This window comes from Undibacterium sp. GW821-FHT07F11 (assembly GCF_059418665.1).
Genome location: NZ_JBWKQH010000004.1, coordinates 436459 through 452972, shown reverse-complemented (window position 1 = coordinate 452972; position 16514 = coordinate 436459). Strand labels below are relative to the sequence as shown.

Sequence of the window (16514 nt, the reverse complement as noted above, 5' to 3'; positions counted from 1 at the left end):
TATCAGGGCAGCTTTTTTCTTGCCTGCGCTGTTTGTGTTACTTGCTCTACACAAAAAACCCGCAATTGCTGCAAGACCTGGGCCACGGCCTGGTTGCTGGCGAGGACGCCGCCATAAGCATCTTCACTGGTGGTTGGGATGCTGATGCTGAATTCGCGCCAGGCGATGATTTGCTGATTTTGCCGGTCTGACAGATGAGCGCGTAGTTTGAAATGGATGCGGCTGGGTGTGCTGCTGAAGTCTTGTTGCAGGCTGAGTATTTCCAGATCCAGCCGGTAAGTTGTCAACACGGCGCTGGGAGCCTGCAAGACAACCTTGAAGATGCCGCTGGATTCCAGCGTAGTAGCGACCAGAGGCATGAGCATGGCGGCGGGTGGTTTTTGCCACTGGCTTTGCTGGAATTCTTCAACCTGGTATGGCTGGCGCATGAAGAGCATACGACTGGTGTCAAATCCGGCAGCAGCACGGATATTGCCAACCAGGATACTGGCCGTAACAGTAGCAGGTGCAGGCGAGCTGCCGGGCGCGACTGCATCCAGCCGGTAAACTGCCATCGGTGGCACGTTGGCGGGTTGCAGGGCTGAGCAGCCAGCAAGGGTTAATGCCAGTACGGGCATTAAACTGGCTGCGCTCAGTTGCGTCAAAAAATTCGTCCGTATTTGCTTCATGGTGTGACTCCTTTAGATTCGCCCGGACCTGCCGGTGGGGTTTTTCGCCCTCTGATCAAACTGCTGGGATTGTGTTCTGTCTGTTCTATGAGGCGCGTCATGGAGGCTGACAAGGTCGTCAGTTCAGCCATCAGCCTTTGCAATTCCGGCAGGGTATCGCTGCTTAACTGGCGTACGCCACCGCCCAGTTCATCTGCAGTTTTCCTGGTGCTGTCGCTAGCAGCGCCAGCCTTGTCTGCCATGCTCGCTACGGCATCAGCACTCTTGCCTATGCGCTGGAACAAGGCATCGATTTTTGCACTGGCCTGGGCAGTATTCGCAGTGGTGACAGCGGCATTGCTGATAGCCACGCGCATGGCATTTTTCTGCGAGGCCAGCGTATCCATGACGGTGGAGGTGTCACGTAAAATCTTGCTGAAGGCGGCGCGGTTTTCATCGTTCAGGATGGCGTTGACATTGGCAGCCGTACGGTCAAGATTGGCCAGCACTGCGCTAAGGACATTTTCCAGCCTGGCACTTAAAGACGGTTTGGTCGGTATCTGCGGATAGGCCTGGCCCTCTGTCGCCTGCAAGAGTGGTGCGGCAGGTGAGCCACCACTTAACTCTACATAAGCGATGCCGGTCAGCCCCTGGGTTTTTAATACCGCCTGGGTATCGGTCTTGATGGGTGTACCCGCGATAATCGAAAATACCAGTCGTACCTGCTGCGGATTGCTGGGGTCCAGGCTGATAGTGCGTACCTTGCCTACATTCACGCCCTGGTATTTAACCGGCGCGTCCAGATTCAAACCTGAGACCGACTCATTGACGACAGATTGATACAGGACGGTTTGCTCGCGCTTGCCCAGGCCGACTGACAGCCACAATACCGCAGCGACCAGCAGCGCGCCCAATGCCAGTACAAAGGCACCAACGGCAGCATAATTTACTTTGGTTTCCATGGGTTTTCCTGTGCGCTCTTTTGTTCATTCTTATATTCGTTCTTATGTTCAGATTCTCCTGCTTGTTGCTGCGCAGCCCTGCCGCGTGCGCCATCAAAATAATCGCGGATGACGGGGTGCTCCAGCTTCGACAACTCTTCCATGGTGCCTACCGCCAGTACTTTGCCTTCGCCCAAAACGGCCACCCTGTGGGTGACTTGCCATAACAAATCCAGGTCATGAGTGATCATCACGATGGTGGGCTGGTATAGCGCATGCAGATGCCGTAGCAAGGCATCCAGGCCACCGGCACTGGCAGGATCCAGGCCGGCGGTCGGTTCATCGAGGAACAAGAGTTCCGGGTCCAGCGCCAATGCCCTTGCCAGTGCGGCACGTTTCAGCATGCCACCACTTAACTCTGCCGGATAAAGGCCCGCAGATTCTGGCTTGAGACCACTGAGCGACAATTTCCAGGCGGCGATTTCATTGATACTTGCCTCATCCAGATCACTGTGTTCGCGTAAGGGCAAGCCTATGTTTTCTGTGACGGTCAGCGTGCCAAACAAACCGCCTTTTTGAAACATAACACCACAACGCTGTCGCAAGGAGCTGGCCTGTTCGTCACTGATACCAGCCAGATCACAACCGAGTACCTTGACCGTGCCGGAATCCGGCGTATGCAGCAAAATCATTTCCCGTAGCAAGGTTGATTTGCCAGAACCACTGCCACCGACGATCGCAAAAATTTCGCCACGGCGTATCTGCAAGTCCAACCCCTCATGCACGACCTTATCACCAAAGCGGGTGCAGACCTGCTGCATTTCTATGGCATAGTCATAGCTCTCTGCCTGGGACGTGGACTGGGCTTCTGTCATTACAATCCCAACAGATTGAAAATGACAGAGAACACGGCATCCAGCACGATCACAATAAATATCGCCTGCACCACACTGCGCGTGGTCTGGCGGCCTACGCTGTCGGCATTGCCCTTGGTGCGAAAACCCTGATAGCAGCCGATGATGACAATCACCGCTGCAAACACCAGCGATTTACCCAAACCTATGAGCAGCGTCTTGAGAGGGATTTCTGTAGCAAAGCGATCGACGAATTCATGCATGCCCACGTCCAGCTGGCTACTGGCCATCAGCATGCCACCGGTGACACCGATCAGATCGGCAAACAGCGTCAGCAGTGGCAGGGCCAGCATCAGCGCGACCAGTTTGGGCAACACCAGCAATTCTATGGGCTTGATGCCTATGGTTTGCAGGGCATCGATTTCTTCTGTCACCACCATGGTACCTATCTGCGCCGCATAGGCAGAGCCAGAGCGACCAGCAATGATGATGGCGGTGATCAGCGGTGCAAATTCACGCAGCATGGCATAACCAACCAGTTCGACGACAAAGATATTCGCGCCATAATGCTTGAGCTGGTCAGCTCCCTGATAGGCGATCACGATACCCAGCAAGAATGAAGTGACACCGACTATGGGCAGCGCTTCAAAACCAGCGATCTGGATATTATGCAAGATAGTGCGGCCACGCCAGCGGCGCGGGTGCAGGAACAGGCCCAGCAGGCTGATTGCAGTTTCACCCAAAAAGCTCAACAGCGCCAGATTGTCTTTGACTACGTCTACGCTGGCCTTGCCGATTTTTTCCAGCATGCCCGGAGTTTTAATGACCGGGCTTGCATCATGCGGCAACTCACCAAGTCCATCCAGCATTTTCTGATATTGCGCAGGCCAGCCTTGCATGCTCAGTTGTACTCCACTGTCACGCAATTTCTTCAGGCGCGACTGCAAGACCCAGGCGGTAATACTGTCTATCTTTTGTATTTGCTGGCCATCCAGTTCCAATACTGCCTCATGTCGCATCAGCAAAGAATCCAGTTGGCGAATGACATTGCCTAGCTGGCAGACTGTCCACGTACCGGAAAATTGCAGTGCGCCTGGCGTGATCTGTTTGATGCTGGCAGGCATGGGCGCAGGATCATTGGCAGCCCTGGGGCTGGCAACTTTACTTGCCACCTCAGTGACAGGTTTGATGGGGCGGGAGGGAACGGCGGGCATGATGATTTATTATTGGATGCACATGCAGGCTAGCTTGCCGCTTTATTGAGGCTTGATCTGTACGCTGGCGTACCAAGCCTGGCTTTCATTACCTGACGCATCAGTGTCTGAATTGAACCAATCCCTAGAATTACAGTCACTCATCCATTGCTACATCACCTACCTCACAGGACTAAGGATGAAACACTGGAACAGGCGAGACTTCATGTTGAGTAGTGCAGCAGTGCTATTGAGCCCGCATGCTTTTGCCAGCAATGATACTGGCTTCGCCGGCTCTGACAACGAGGTGGTTGATGCAATCGTCAATACCTTCTTCAAAAGCCAGCCCTTCTATGGCGTAGTGATGCTGGGCAAGCGGGGCAAAGTGACTTTTGCGCGCGCAGTTGGGATGGCCAATATTGAAGAGCAACGGCCTTTGCGGGTAGATACACCGTTTGCGGTTGCCTCTATTTCAAAATGGCTGACTTCGGTCACGGTATTGCGGTTAATTGAAATGGGCAAGCTGGAGCTTGATGCGCCAGTCGGCACCTACCTGGCATCATTCAACAAGAATACCGGCAGCAAGGTGACACTGCGCCATTTGCTGTCTAACAGCAGCGGCATACCGAATCTGTTTTCTTCCAGGATCAAGGCTGAACCTGCCTTGTTCACGACGAGCATGGATACGGCACAAGCCATGCGGGAATTTTGTCAGGGTGATTTGATTTTCCCGCCGGGCAGCAGGTTTGATTACGCAGCCACCAACTGGATCATCGTGTTGGCTATCATAGAAGCGGTCACTGGTCTGAACTTCCAGCAAGCCATGCGTGCTATTACTCTAGACCCGCTGCGGTTGCCAGTCACCCGCGCCGACCAGGCTTATGCCGATGATGCATCGACCGCTGTGGCGTATGCAAGCATCCAGCCAGCTGTGCGAAAGACTGACCGGCGTCAGCCGTATATGGCTGCTGCTGGTGGGTATTACAGCACGGCGGACGATTTGATGAGAGCGGCTTATTCCGTCTTCAACCAGAATTTCATCACACCTGCGTCACTGACACAGCTCACGCATATTGAAGTTGAAAGTGAAAACTATGCCCTGGGTGGCCGTGTCAAGACCCTGCAAATCGCCGGACAGCCGCAGCGCTTTGGCTGGGAAACTGGACGGACGACCGGTTATCGCTCAGTACTCGCACACCGCCTGGATGGTGAAGATACCGTCATCATTTTGAACAATACAGATATGTCGCAAAAAACCCTGGATGAATTCGCTTACAGCCTGCTTGGTGCAAGCGCTGTTTCCTGAGGCATAGTTGAGCTGCTCGAAATGCCCGAAATGCCCGAACAGGTGATCGGGTTTGCCCGTACGTCCTGCATAGGCCAGGATTGAACAAAGCACTTACACAAAATCACTCCAGCGACCCAGTACCGCATCTTCATGCAAGTACCTTGTGGGCCACCGTTTGTGCTGGAGCGATTTTGCGTAAGTGCTCTATTGTTGCGGACAGTCGCGCGCAATTCCTGGGTAAAAAATGTGCAGTAAGAATTGACTGACATTTATTTTCGCCGTTTTCCTGTCCCACTTCCGTGCGCTGGCGAACAGACGCCTATTTGCCACTCCATCAGGATGCAAGTGTGCTTCAGATAAAGCACATTTGTCGATACGGTTTATTGATCAAGATAACAATTGCAAGATCATCAAAGCGAATCTGAGCTTATCTGTTTGTCAGCATCTCTTAAACCCGAGCGCAACTCTAATGATTGTGCATTTTTAAAGAAAGAAAAAATCATGCTCTATACTATCGCGGTAATTTTACTTGTCATGTGGCTGCTGGGTATGGTGTCGGCTTACACCATCGGTGGCTTTATCCACATCCTTTTGGTGATCGCTATCGTCATGATACTGGTCCGCGTGATACGCGGCGAGCGACTCTGAAGCCTTTGCTGTCTGCACTCGGGGCGCTGCTAAAACATGGCATCGCCTTACCTTTGCTGCTGCCGGAAATTATCCACATTTTGCAGCGCACCCTGAGTGAATGGCTACGCCACCGTGCTGCCAGCAAGGGCGCGGCGCTGGCTTTCTACACGCTGTTTTCCATGGCACCGATCCTGGTGCTGGTGCTGGCAATTGCCGGTTTTTTTTATGGCAAACAAGCCGCACAGGGACAGTTATTTCATCAATTGCAAAGTCTGGTCGGGCACACCAGTGCAGAAGCCATACAAGCCATGCTGGCGGGCGCGCGTAATGAAGAAGAAGGCCGCCTGGCTACCATGATTGCCAGTGTGCTGTTACTCATTGGTGCCACCAGCGTCTTTGCCGAACTCAAAGAAAGCCTGGATGAAATCTGGCAAGTGCCGCATCAGGCCGATAGCAGTATCTGGCATTTGCTGCGTACCCGTCTTTTATCCTTTGGCCTGATCCTGGTGCTGGCATTTTTAATGCTCGTGTCACTGGTGATCAATGCCGTGCTGGCGGCGCTGGAACATTACTGGAGCGGCAGCCAACTCGCCATCTCCCTGGTATTCCTGCCTTTGTCTGCCATGGTCGGCTTTGCTGTGATTGCCTGCCTGTTTGCCGTCATCTTCAAGATGCTGCCAAAAGTGCGCCTGTCGTGGAATGATGTCTGGGTTGGTGCGCTGGGTACGGCAGGCCTGTTCCATGCGGGTAAATACGCGATTGGCCTGTATATCGGCAATAGCGGCGTGGCCAGCAGTTTTGGTGCCGCAGGATCAATGATCGCCATTTTATTGTGGGTGTATTACTCAGCCCAGATTTTTTTGCTGGGGGCAGAATTTACCCGTCAATATGCGTACAGTCTGGGCAGCCTGCAAAATGAAAGCAGAATGCCGCCTTGATCACTCAGGACTCAAAGGCCAGCTATTTTGCAGTAACCCGCCAGATGATATTACCAACGTCATCTGCCACCAATACCGCGCCAGCAGTATCTACTGCAACACCAACGGGACGCCCCCTGGCTTTACCATCTGCAGTCAAAAATCCTGTCAATACATCTTGCGGTGCACCACTGGGCTTGCCATTCGAAAATGGTACAAAGATGACTTTATAGCCGCTGTGCGGCTGGCGATTCCATGAACCATGCTGACCAATCAATGCGCCGCCAGCATAACGTTCGGGCAGTAGTTTTGCGTTGTAAAATGTCAGTCCCAGCGATGCCGTGTGCGCACCGAGTGCATAATCGGGGGTAATGGCTTTGGCCACCAGATCAGGTCTCTGCGGCTTGACGCGCACATCCACATGCTGGCCGAAATAGCTGTAGGGCCAGCCATAAAATGCGCCGTCCACTACTGAAGTCATGTAGTCAGGCACCAGATCATTGCCCAGTTCATCCCTTTCATTGACCGCTGCCCATAAGGCACCACTTTGTGGCTGCCAGGCCAGGCCATTGGCGTTGCGCAAGCCACTGGCAAATACGCGCATGCGGCCAGTGGCGATATCTATCTCATGGATGGCGGCACGCCCTGCTTCTTTATCCATGCCATTTTCACCGACATTGCTGTTAGAGCCGACAGAGACATACAGACGCAAACCATCAGGGCTGGCGACCAGATCCTTGGTCCAGTGATGATTGATTGTGCCGGCGGGCAGGTCTGCCAGTTTGGTACCGGGCGCGGTGATCTGGGTTTGTCCGCGCTGGTAGGGGTAACGCATGATGGCATCGGTATTGGCGACATACAGATAATCACCTACCAGTGCCATGCCAAAAGGTGAATGCAAGCCTTGCAGGAAGACGGTGCGCGTGGTTGCCTTGCCCTGGCTATCCATGCCACGCAAAAGCGTGATGCGGTCAGCACTTTTGACCTGGGCACCGGCAGATCCCTTGACCATGGACTCTACCCATTTCTTGACGCGCTTGACGCCACTGACAGTGTCGTGCACCGCAGGCGCATTGCTTTCTGCCACCAGCACATCGCCATTTGGCAATACATGCAACATGCGCGGATGATCCAGACCTTGCGCATAGGCAGAAACGGCCAAACCGTCAGCAGCGACGGGCTTTTCTCCCTCTGCCCAGCCTATGGCTTTGGCGATATTCACGGTCGGCAGCAGCTTTTTATCTGGTTCAGGTAAAACCGGCTGACTGCCAAAACCCGGCGTGTCAGAATGTGCGGGGGCCACCATGCATGCTTGCAAGCTAAAAAGCATGCAGGCACGGAAAATATGTTTATTGAGTGTCATCTATTTCTCCCGAGCCATGCCAAAAAACAGCTCTCGAATGAACAATATGAAAACACCTGGCGTGACAACACGTCTGTTCGTCAACCCACACTGATGACACGAGGAAAGTTAAGTTGCCATGCAATGGCAGAGATAAAACCAGGTGCATCGTACGATTTGGGCAAAATACCTGGCCATGCAAAAATAGCCATGGATGCTGATCCAGTCGGGAAATGATGCAGGAATCATCAAGATTTACCGGCAAATCGCACTAACATTTCAATTCCGAAATATTTACTTACAAATGGCCATGATTTGTCACTAAAATAATATTGTTAAACAATGTAAACTTGATATTATTGCTGTTGGTTAATAGTTTTACGGATGGTGGCGTGCCTGCATGGCGCTGTCGTAGCCATCTTTAGCAAATGAACACAGCATTTCTACAAGTAGTAAAAGACGCGGACCTGGCCAGAGATTTGAGCCGGATTGCGGATGATTTTGACATACTCGGATTTTTCCATCACTTTGGCAGCTCCTGTTTTGCCATGTCGGCCATGCTGGCGCAGATACTGACAGCCAAGGGCTATACGGCCAGGGTACAGGGCTGTTACGCTGAGATCAGGCAAGGTAACGGGGTTTTCTATATAGGCTATCAAGGCTTTGCCCATCAAGGACAAAAAGAAGGCCATGCGGTTTGTCTGGTAGAAGACAAATATCTCATCGATTTTGGCCTTGGCACGCTCAGAAAACACTATGCTGCCGACTTCAGACCTGCACTGGCCTGCCCGCTGGTCAGCAATGCTGATGGTGCAGGAGTAATTGCCCACCTGCCACTCAATGATGGCAGTGACATGGTCTGGCGTACTGACTGGATTTCACCCATGGTGGAAGCAGAATTGCGCTTCCAGGTGCCAACCGTGCAGCGGATTTTGACTGTGTTTGAAGACTTTCAAAAAAACCGCGTCGCCCATCTGGTGAAAAAACTGTTCACCGACAAATACCCTCCTGCAGCAGAAGATACTCTGCTGGTCTTGCGCGAACCACAGACCGGCACCAATGACGCAACACCAACGCAGCATCGGCTTGCTTAAGCAAATTGATTTGCGCCATCTGTGAACAAGCGGCGCAGAGGCCATGCGCCAATAATGGTCTTCCCACTATCTTAATTGCCATCTTGCTTGTCAGTGATACAGATCCTGTGAACGCAGGATTTGATGCATCGGGTTTGCAGCCGTACTCAAGCACTGGTCAAATCAGGTAATGGCGATTAAAATTAATTAGATACCAACAACATTCCATAAAGTTAAATCTTGCTGCAAGTCACCTTTTGAAAAGAATATCCTGCTAATAACATGCTAATAACATGTTAGATTATTGATCTCAAACGGTTTTTCATTCAGACCCTGCACTGTGGGAAAGCAAGATGACAGAAACGCGTGAAGACTTATCGACATCAGCGCCAACCGCGCCTGCGAGGTCTATACGCAGTTATTTGCTGATACTGGTACTGGCCGTATCATTGCCACTGGTGGCAGCTGTGGCATTTGGTATTTATTACGACTTCCAGCAATCCACCAACTACACCAAGACCACACTCAAGACCATGACCAGCGTCATGATCAAGAACACCCATGGCAAACTGGATCAGGCACACAAAATCATGGCCGGGGTTGCCAACCTGCCGCTGGTGAGGCAATTGCAGTTACAGGATTGTCCTGAAAAAATGACCAACCTGGCCAGCCTTGATCCTGCCTATGCACGCCTGGCGATTACTGACTTGCAAGGCAATATCCTGTGCAGTGCCCGCAATGGTTCTGCGACAGCGGTCAAGGATATGATCAACATCAGCGAGATTGCAGAGACCGTGAAGACCGGGCGTTTGACAATCTCGCCACCACGCCGCATACAGGCCTCCGCCCCCTGGAGCACGATCATGAGCCTGCCTGTACGCGACAGGGAGAACGCTATCATCGCCGTGGTGGTTTTGTCGCTGGATGTGAATTTCTATGATCCTGGCATTCCCTCTGAGTTTTTGCCTGACTCCAGCCGTTTTGGTTATTTTCGCGATGATGGCATCATGGTCTGGCGCAATCTTGATCCTGACCATGTCATAGGTACGCGTCCCAATGCCAATGCTGCCAGGCGCATCGTGGCAACCAGAAAAGGTGAATTTGAAAGCCTGGCAGTAGATGGCGTGACCCGCTTCTTTTCGGTCCTGCCCATGCCTGAATATGGCATGGTGGCCTTTGTCGGTGTCCCGGCGGACACCATCTTTGCCCAGGCTAGGAAACGTGCGGCTGAAGCCATCATTCTGGCCTTGCTGATGATCATCATGTTGTGGGTGGTAGCGCGCGCATTCGGATTGCGTATCACCAGGCCCATGACAGCGCTGGAAAGCGTTGCCCGTGCAGTACAGAAAGGGGACCTGGGTGCCAGGGCCAGACTGGAAGGGCCGGGCGAGTTGCAGGCGGTAGCCAATGAATTCAACCGCATGCTGGCAGCACAGCAGCATAATGATGAATTGTTCCGCGCCTTTCTCGACAATAGCGCCATCGTTGCCTGGATCAAGGATGAAGATGGCCGCTACCAGTTTGTCAGCGATAATTTCTTGCGGCGTTTTTCTTTCCAGACTGACCAGGTCATAGGTAAAACCGATCATGATATTTTACCCGCAGAGATTGCCGACAGCTATCGCTCCAGTGACCTGGCCCTGCTGGCAAGCGGTGAGCAGGACGAAGCTATCTGGCCATCGGATAGTCCTGACGAAAGCGTGAACTGGTGGCTGGTCAACAAGTTTGTATTCACTGGCTCGGATGGCAAGCGCCAGCTTGGCGGGCTGGCAGTGGATATTACTGAACGCAAGCGCATGACCGATCTGGATGAACTGATCCTGCAAACGGCCATGGATGCCTTCTGGCTGCTGGATAAGTACGGCAATCTGCGCGCCGTCAATGAAACTGCCTGCAGCATGATGGGTTATAGCCGCGAAGAAATGCTGACCCTGAATATCGATGATGTCGATGTAATGGATGAATACCATGGCAAGCTGGTAGAAGAGAGGCTCAATAGCGTGCGCCAGGCAGGTGCCCAGCAGTTTGAAGCCAGGCACAAGTGCAAGGATGGACGTATCATTGATGTTGAAGTCTCGGTACGTTACCTGCCCGGCCAGGAATTGTTTCCGGCTTTTGTACGCGATATCACAACGCGCAAACAGGCCGAGCAAAGCCTGCATCTGGCGGCCACCGTGTTTGAGTCGCATGAAGGCATGTTCGTCACCAATGCAAACAAGATCATCCAGCAAGTTAACCGCGCCTTTACCGAAATCACCGGCTACAGCCGCGAAGATGCGATAGGACAAAGCCCCAAGATCCTCAATTCTGGCCGTCATGACCAGGAATTTTTTGCCGATATGGATGTGCACCTGGGCATGAGTGGTTCATGGCAGGGTGAAATCTGGAACCGCCACAAGGATGGTCATATCAGCCCGCAGTGGCTGGCCATCACCGCCGTATATGGCCGCAACAATGAGCTGCTGCATTATGTCGGCACCCTGGTTGACATCTCCATGCGCAAGGCGGCCGAAGATGAAATCAAGACCCTGGCTTTTTTTGATCCACTGACCCATCTGCCCAACCGCCGCCTGCTGACTGACCGTCTGCAACAAGCCCTGCTGGCATGCGCCCGCAGTGGCCGCAAGGGTGCGCTGATGTATATCGACCTCGACAATTTCAAGACCCTCAACGATACTCAGGGCCATTACACCGGTGACCTGCTGTTGCAGCAAGTATCAGAACGCCTGACGCATTGCGTACGTGAAGGGGATACCGTGGCACGCATAGGTGGTGATGAGTTTGTGCTCTTGCTGGAAAACCTCAGTGAATCCTTGCATGAAGCAGCCAGCCAGATAGAAATGGTAGGCAAGAAAATCCTTGCCGCACTAAACCAGCCTTACGATCTGGAAGGCTATGAATGCCATAGCACGCCCAGCATAGGTGCGACCCTGATCGCTGAGCATGACAATGGTCATGAAGAGCTCATGAAGCAGGCCGACCTGGCCATGTATGCAGCCAAGACTGCTGGCCGCAATACCCTGCGCTTTTTTGACCCGGCCATGCAAGCTGTAGTCAGCTCACGCGCGCAAATGGAAAAAGAATTGCGCGACGCCTTGCGTGAACAGCAATTGCGCCTGTTTTACCAACCGCAGGTTGGCCGCGATGGTGAATTGCTGGGTGCCGAAGCACTGGTACGCTGGCAGCATCCGCAACGCGGCATGATCTCACCGGCTGAATTCATCCCGCTGGCAGAGGCTACCGGCCTGATCCTCCCACTTGGGCAATGGGTCTTGCGTACCGCCTGCCAGCAATTGCTGAGCTGGGCTGATGATGCTGTCAGTGCGCAGTTGACCATCGCTGTCAACGTCAGCGCCCGCCAGTTCAGGCAGTTGGACATCGTCGAACAGATACTGGGCATCCTGCAGGAAACCGGGGCTAATCCACAATTGCTGAAACTGGAATTGACAGAAAGCCTGCTGGTTGATGATGTAGAAGACACCATCATCAAGATGGAAAAACTGAAGGCCGCTGGCTTGTGTTTTTCTCTTGACGATTTTGGTACCGGCTATTCGTCCCTGACTTACCTGAAGCGCCTGCCACTGGACCAGTTGAAGATAGACCAGTCCTTTGTGCGCGATGTGTTGACCGACCCTAACGATGCTGCCATTGCCAGAACCATTGTCGCTCTCAGCCAGAGCATGGGCTTGTCCGTCATTGCTGAAGGCGTGGAAAGTGCCGAACAAAGAGATTACCTGGCCAGCCAGGGGTGCTTTGCCTACCAGGGCTATCACTTTGGCAAACCCGTGCCTATCGCGGACTTTATTGCGGCACATCTGGCACCGTCTGACAGTACTATCAAATGAGCTTCTTGCCTTGCTGACAAAATTTGAGAACTGCAGTAAATTAGCTGACCGCCGTGCCACTGCACGCTACACACTACACGCCGCACACACTCATTGAAAGCGTCACTTACAAGATGAAGCCTGGATTAAAACTGTCGTTCTCAGTCCTGTTTTTTCACATGTTTTCTTATGCTGCTGTCAGCAATGCGGCTGTAGTTGCAAATACCCAGACAAGCACCCAGTCAAACACTGCTGTTGTATACAGCTTTGGCCATCATGTAGGTGAGCGCCTGGTCGATGTCAAATTCAAGGATGTCGATGGCCGCGCAGGCAGTCTGGCGCAACTGGCTGGCAAGCGTGGTGCCATTATCGTCATGCGTGATGCAGAGTGCCCGGTGTCGCAGCGCTATGCACCGCGCCTGGCTGATTTCGAAAAAGAATATACTGCGCAAGGTTTTAATTTCGTGTATATCGATGTCAGCCCGCATACCGCTGCGGCTGCCAGACAGAGTGCATCCGGCAGTCAGTTGCAGGGCCGCGTAGTGCTGGACACCGACCGCAGCCTCAGCAATGCACTGCGGGCTGCTTCGACCTCTGAAGTCTTTGTTGCCGACCATCGTGGCACGCTGCTGTATCGTGGTGCCATTGATGACCAGTATGCGATCGGCGTGCACAAGGATGCTGTCAGCAAACCCTGGTTGCACAAGGCATTGAAAGAATACCTGGCGGGCAAGGACATCAGCACAGCGCAGACTACCGCCACAGGTTGCCTGCTGCCCGATCATGCAGGTGAAGTAGCGCAAAAACGCCCTGTCACCTACCACAACCGCATCAGCCGCCTGCTCGCGCAGAAATGCGAAATGTGCCACCGCGATGGCGGCGTTGCGCCTATGCCGCTGCAAAACTTTGAGCAAGTCGCTGCGCGCAAAACCATCATCGCCCACATGACAGAAAACCGGCTGATGCCTCCCTGGGGGGCAGACCGCAGCGTCGGCCACTGGGCCAATGACAGGAGCCTGTCTGATCAGGAACTGGCTGATTTGTCAGCCTGGATAAAAACTGGTACCCCTGCTGGCAATGCTGCCGAGGCACCTGTCCCGCGCACCTATGCACCTGGCTGGGAAATGCTCAAACCGGATGCCGTCTTGCAGGTGGCAGAACCACATAAAGTGCCAGCCCAGGGTGTCATTGAATATCAATACAGCTATTTGAAAACCAATTTTGACACCGACAAATGGGTCACGGCGATGGAAATACGCCCGACTGCGCCCAAGGTGGTACACCATATCCTGGTCTTCCTGGAAGAACCGGGGGCAAAGCGGCAAGCTGGTGGCATCGATGGTTTCTTCGCAGCGCTGGTGCCAGGTACGCCATTAACCACCTTCCCTGAGGGTGCAGCAAAAAAAATCCCCAAGGGGGCCTGGCTGAAATTCCAGATTCATTACCAACCCAACGGCAGCGAGCAAACCGATCAGGCTAAAATCGCCTTCCAGTTTGCTGAAGATGCCACCAACACCAGTGGCAAGTTGAAGGAAGTCAAAAGCGAATCCGCCTTCAATGCCAAGTTTGAAATACCACCAGGTGCGGCGAATCACCAGATCGAAGCCAGCTACCTGTTCCGTCGCCCCGGCCAACTGACAGCGCTGATGCCACATGCCCATTTGCGCGGCAAGGCCTGGAAAATGGAACTGGTTGATACCATGGGCAAGCGTACTTTATTGCTGAACATCCCCAAGTATGATTTCAGTTGGCAAAGCAGTTATCAATTGCAGGAACCTGTCGCCGTGACACCTGGCATGCGCATTGCTGCCACTGCCTGGTATGACAATTCCAGCGCCAACCCTGCCAACCCCAATCCCAAACTGGCCGTGCGTTTTGGCGAACAGACTTTTGAAGAAATGATGATAGGATATTTTGACTGGATACCGGATTGAGCCAGGCCGCAGGCTAGCATGCGCTGCGGTCAAACTTGCCTGAAACCCGCCCGCAACTTGCCTTGTCCCATGTTGCAAATCTGCCTGTAAAACTTGCCGGTAGCGTCAATAAATCGCTATTATGAATACATAAGCTGCAGCAGCAGACTGTAGCCAGATCAGCCTGTGGGCAAACTCCAGGCAAGGAGGCAGACAATGAAAAGCCCTGGCGCATATGCCTGCTTTATGTTGGCACTATTCACATGCGGGGCTGCATTTGCCCAGACGAGCAGCCCTGTGCCAAGCCATGCAACCGCGACAACACCAGCCCTGATCCTGAATTCTGAAGACTTCCCGCCTTTTAATTATCCAGATACCGATGGCAAAACAGCAAAAGGGCTGGCGACGGAAAAAGTCATAGAACTCATGGCCCGCGCTGAAGAAAATTACAGCATCCATTTCTACCCCTGGGTACGCTCTTTCCAGGCTGCCCGCCAACACGCCAATACTTGCATTTATGTTGTTACCCGAACACCTGAGCGGGAAGCCATGTTCCAGTGGGTGGGGCCATTGGTGAAAAACACCTGGACCGTCTTTGCCCGCGCCGACGATACCCGCCGCCCCATCAGCATGGATGATCTGCGCCCTTATCTGCTGGGTGCTTACCGTCAAGGTGCGGTGTCTGAATATCTGCTGGCCAAAGGCTATCAGTCAGAACTGGCAAATGCCGACCGCGACAATCCAAAAAAATTACTGGCAAAGCGCTTTGATTTCTGGATCACCGGCGAACTGGTCGGCCATGCCTTTATCAAAGACCTGGGCTTGAAAGACAAGATCATCCCCATCCTGCCCCTGCAAACCAAGGAACTTTATCTGGCTTGCAACCACGGCGTCGCCAAAGAGCGCATAGAGCGTCTGAACATGATCTTGAAGAATATGGAAAACGATGGCACCAATGCCAGCATAGAGAAAAAATTTCGCTAAGCGCTGCTGTCAGCGTGGCTGACGCAAAGCGCGCAGTACACCCAGACCCAGCAAGGCAAAATTCAGTACAGCGATCAAGGCAGCAAAGAATACGAATACCAGCCATGGCAAGCCTTGCACGCTGAATGGTGAAAACAACGCTGCAAATTCCCTTGCATCTGAGTACATGCCATTACGCAAAGCTTCATACTGGAAGATATAACTGGTGTCACTAAATGCCGAATAACACATGACGATGCCCAGGCACTGCAATACCAGTCGCTGCCAGGCATCCGATGCCCGCATCACGAATATGCTAGCCAGTATCAGCGTCACCGGCAAGGCCAGGCCCAGCAAATGCGCTGCATGCCATTGCGCCAGCAAGGGATAAATACCACTGTTCATGAAGACAGGCTTAAGCATGTAATAGGCGCCACAGACAAAGAACAGCAGCAGGACCAGGTAGGCAAACAGCAATTTTTCTGCCCTGGTCGAGATCATCAGCAAGATACTGCCAAACACTGCTGGTCCCAGCAAACCACCCAGCAAGACCAGGCTTTGCCAGCCACCACTGGTGATGGCCGCGCCACCGTTGGCATCCATCTGGAACCAGTAAAACGAGCCACCACTGATCAGGCTGGCCAGGCCATGCCCCATCTCATGCACAAACACACCCAGATAACGCAGTGGCGCTGTCAGCCAGTACAGCAGGTAAGCCTGGGCAGGCAATAGCAAGGGCAAGACTATCCATAACAAGAAAAACACCGCCATCAGCGACAGCAACATGCGCCTGTGTCCCAGGCCACGGTTATTGGCACTATATCCCGGATAAAACGGCGTCTGCTGGGCTGCCATGGGCATTCCTGATGAAAAATATTGGCAATAGTGTAACCCAAGATGTATATGTTTCCTGCGCATCCCCTCTGCTC

General features: G+C 53.0%; 13 protein-coding genes. 7 read left to right on the top strand and 6 right to left on the bottom strand.

The features are described from left to right. Positions 1–2: 2 nt before the first annotated feature. Genes AC07OI_RS12540 through AC07OI_RS12525 form a run of 4 tightly spaced genes read right to left on the bottom strand, consistent with a single transcriptional unit; the run spans position 3 to position 3656 of the window. Complete coding sequence (locus AC07OI_RS12540; RefSeq protein ID WP_495257454.1) at positions 3–668, bottom strand: ABC-type transport auxiliary lipoprotein family protein; 666 nt, start codon at positions 666–668, stop codon at positions 3–5. Continuing rightward, positions 665–1609, bottom strand: coding sequence for an MlaD family protein (locus tag AC07OI_RS12535; protein ID WP_492701725.1), 945 nt, complete (start codon positions 1607–1609; stop codon positions 665–667). The genes AC07OI_RS12540 and AC07OI_RS12535 overlap by 4 nt, the downstream gene beginning before the upstream one ends. Beyond that, a complete protein-coding gene (locus tag AC07OI_RS12530; RefSeq protein ID WP_492701727.1) occupies positions 1594–2463 on the bottom strand; it encodes an ABC transporter ATP-binding protein in 870 nt (289 codons plus the stop codon). The genes AC07OI_RS12535 and AC07OI_RS12530 overlap by 16 nt, the downstream gene beginning before the upstream one ends. Further along, positions 2463–3656, bottom strand: coding sequence for an ABC transporter permease (locus AC07OI_RS12525; RefSeq protein WP_495257453.1), 1194 nt, complete (start codon positions 3654–3656; stop codon positions 2463–2465). The genes AC07OI_RS12530 and AC07OI_RS12525 overlap by 1 nt, the downstream gene beginning before the upstream one ends. A 178-nt stretch (positions 3657–3834) precedes the next feature. Between AC07OI_RS12525 and AC07OI_RS12520 the strand changes: the two genes are divergently transcribed. The 3 genes from AC07OI_RS12520 to AC07OI_RS12510 all read left to right on the top strand — a co-directional run bounded on the left by AC07OI_RS12520 (position 3835) and on the right by AC07OI_RS12510 (position 6491). Then, positions 3835–4941 (top strand): serine hydrolase domain-containing protein, encoded by a 1107-nt coding sequence (locus tag AC07OI_RS12520; RefSeq protein WP_495257452.1) that lies wholly within the window; start codon positions 3835–3837, stop codon positions 4939–4941. 483 nt (positions 4942–5424) lie between these two features. Continuing rightward, a complete protein-coding gene (locus tag AC07OI_RS12515) occupies positions 5425–5571 on the top strand; it encodes a lmo0937 family membrane protein (RefSeq protein ID WP_423010614.1) in 147 nt (48 codons plus the stop codon). Between the two features lie 71 nt (positions 5572–5642). Beyond that, positions 5643–6491: a YihY/virulence factor BrkB family protein gene (locus tag AC07OI_RS12510; protein ID WP_492702517.1), complete on the top strand. Its 849-nt coding sequence runs from the start codon at positions 5643–5645 to the stop codon at positions 6489–6491. 22 nt (positions 6492–6513) lie between these two features. On the opposite strand, the gene AC07OI_RS12505 is transcribed toward AC07OI_RS12510, so the two are convergent. Continuing rightward, a complete protein-coding gene (locus AC07OI_RS12505) occupies positions 6514–7833 on the bottom strand; it encodes a PQQ-dependent sugar dehydrogenase (RefSeq protein WP_492701733.1) in 1320 nt (439 codons plus the stop codon). A gap of 407 nt (positions 7834–8240) precedes the next feature. Here AC07OI_RS12505 and AC07OI_RS12500 point away from each other — a divergent pair, with 407 nt between their 5' ends. From AC07OI_RS12500 to AC07OI_RS12485, 4 genes are all read left to right on the top strand, one after another. Next, complete coding sequence (locus tag AC07OI_RS12500; protein ID WP_495257451.1) at positions 8241–8906, top strand: hypothetical protein; 666 nt, start codon at positions 8241–8243, stop codon at positions 8904–8906. A 332-nt stretch (positions 8907–9238) separates the two neighbouring features. Next, complete coding sequence (locus AC07OI_RS12495) at positions 9239–12730, top strand: bifunctional diguanylate cyclase/phosphodiesterase (protein ID WP_495257450.1); 3492 nt, start codon at positions 9239–9241, stop codon at positions 12728–12730. A gap of 53 nt (positions 12731–12783) precedes the next feature. Beyond that, the gene (locus AC07OI_RS12490; RefSeq protein ID WP_492701739.1) at positions 12784–14643 is read left to right on the top strand and encodes a redoxin domain-containing protein; all 1860 of its coding nucleotides are present in this window, start codon (positions 12784–12786) and stop codon (positions 14641–14643) included. Positions 14644–14838: 195 nt separating this feature from the next. Further along, positions 14839–15606 carry a substrate-binding periplasmic protein gene (locus AC07OI_RS12485; RefSeq protein WP_495257449.1) on the top strand — a complete coding sequence of 256 codons (768 nt, stop codon included), beginning with the start codon at positions 14839–14841 and terminating at the stop codon, positions 15604–15606. A 9-nt stretch (positions 15607–15615) separates the two neighbouring features. Here AC07OI_RS12485 and AC07OI_RS12480 read toward each other — a convergent pair whose 3' ends face one another. Further along, positions 15616–16440 (bottom strand): M50 family metallopeptidase, encoded by an 825-nt coding sequence (locus tag AC07OI_RS12480; protein WP_492701743.1) that lies wholly within the window; start codon positions 16438–16440, stop codon positions 15616–15618. Positions 16441–16514 lie beyond the last annotated feature (74 nt).

Coding starts and splice junctions, on each gene's coding strand:
- AC07OI_RS12540 (WP_495257454.1), bottom strand. CDS start 668: ATGAAGCAAATACGGACGAATTTTTTGACGCAACTGAGCGCAGCCAGT.
- AC07OI_RS12535 (WP_492701725.1), bottom strand. CDS start 1,609: ATGGAAACCAAAGTAAATTATGCTGCCGTTGGTGCCTTTGTACTGGCA.
- AC07OI_RS12530 (WP_492701727.1), bottom strand. CDS start 2,463: ATGACAGAAGCCCAGTCCACGTCCCAGGCAGAGAGCTATGACTATGCC.
- AC07OI_RS12525 (WP_495257453.1), bottom strand. CDS start 3,656: ATGCCCGCCGTTCCCTCCCGCCCCATCAAACCTGTCACTGAGGTGGCA.
- AC07OI_RS12520 (WP_495257452.1), top strand. CDS start 3,835: ATGAAACACTGGAACAGGCGAGACTTCATGTTGAGTAGTGCAGCAGTG.
- AC07OI_RS12515 (WP_423010614.1), top strand. CDS start 5,425: ATGCTCTATACTATCGCGGTAATTTTACTTGTCATGTGGCTGCTGGGT.
- AC07OI_RS12505 (WP_492701733.1), bottom strand. CDS start 7,833: ATGACACTCAATAAACATATTTTCCGTGCCTGCATGCTTTTTAGCTTG.
- AC07OI_RS12500 (WP_495257451.1), top strand. CDS start 8,241: ATGAACACAGCATTTCTACAAGTAGTAAAAGACGCGGACCTGGCCAGA.
- AC07OI_RS12495 (WP_495257450.1), top strand. CDS start 9,239: ATGACAGAAACGCGTGAAGACTTATCGACATCAGCGCCAACCGCGCCT.
- AC07OI_RS12485 (WP_495257449.1), top strand. CDS start 14,839: ATGAAAAGCCCTGGCGCATATGCCTGCTTTATGTTGGCACTATTCACA.
- AC07OI_RS12480 (WP_492701743.1), bottom strand. CDS start 16,440: ATGGCAGCCCAGCAGACGCCGTTTTATCCGGGATATAGTGCCAATAAC.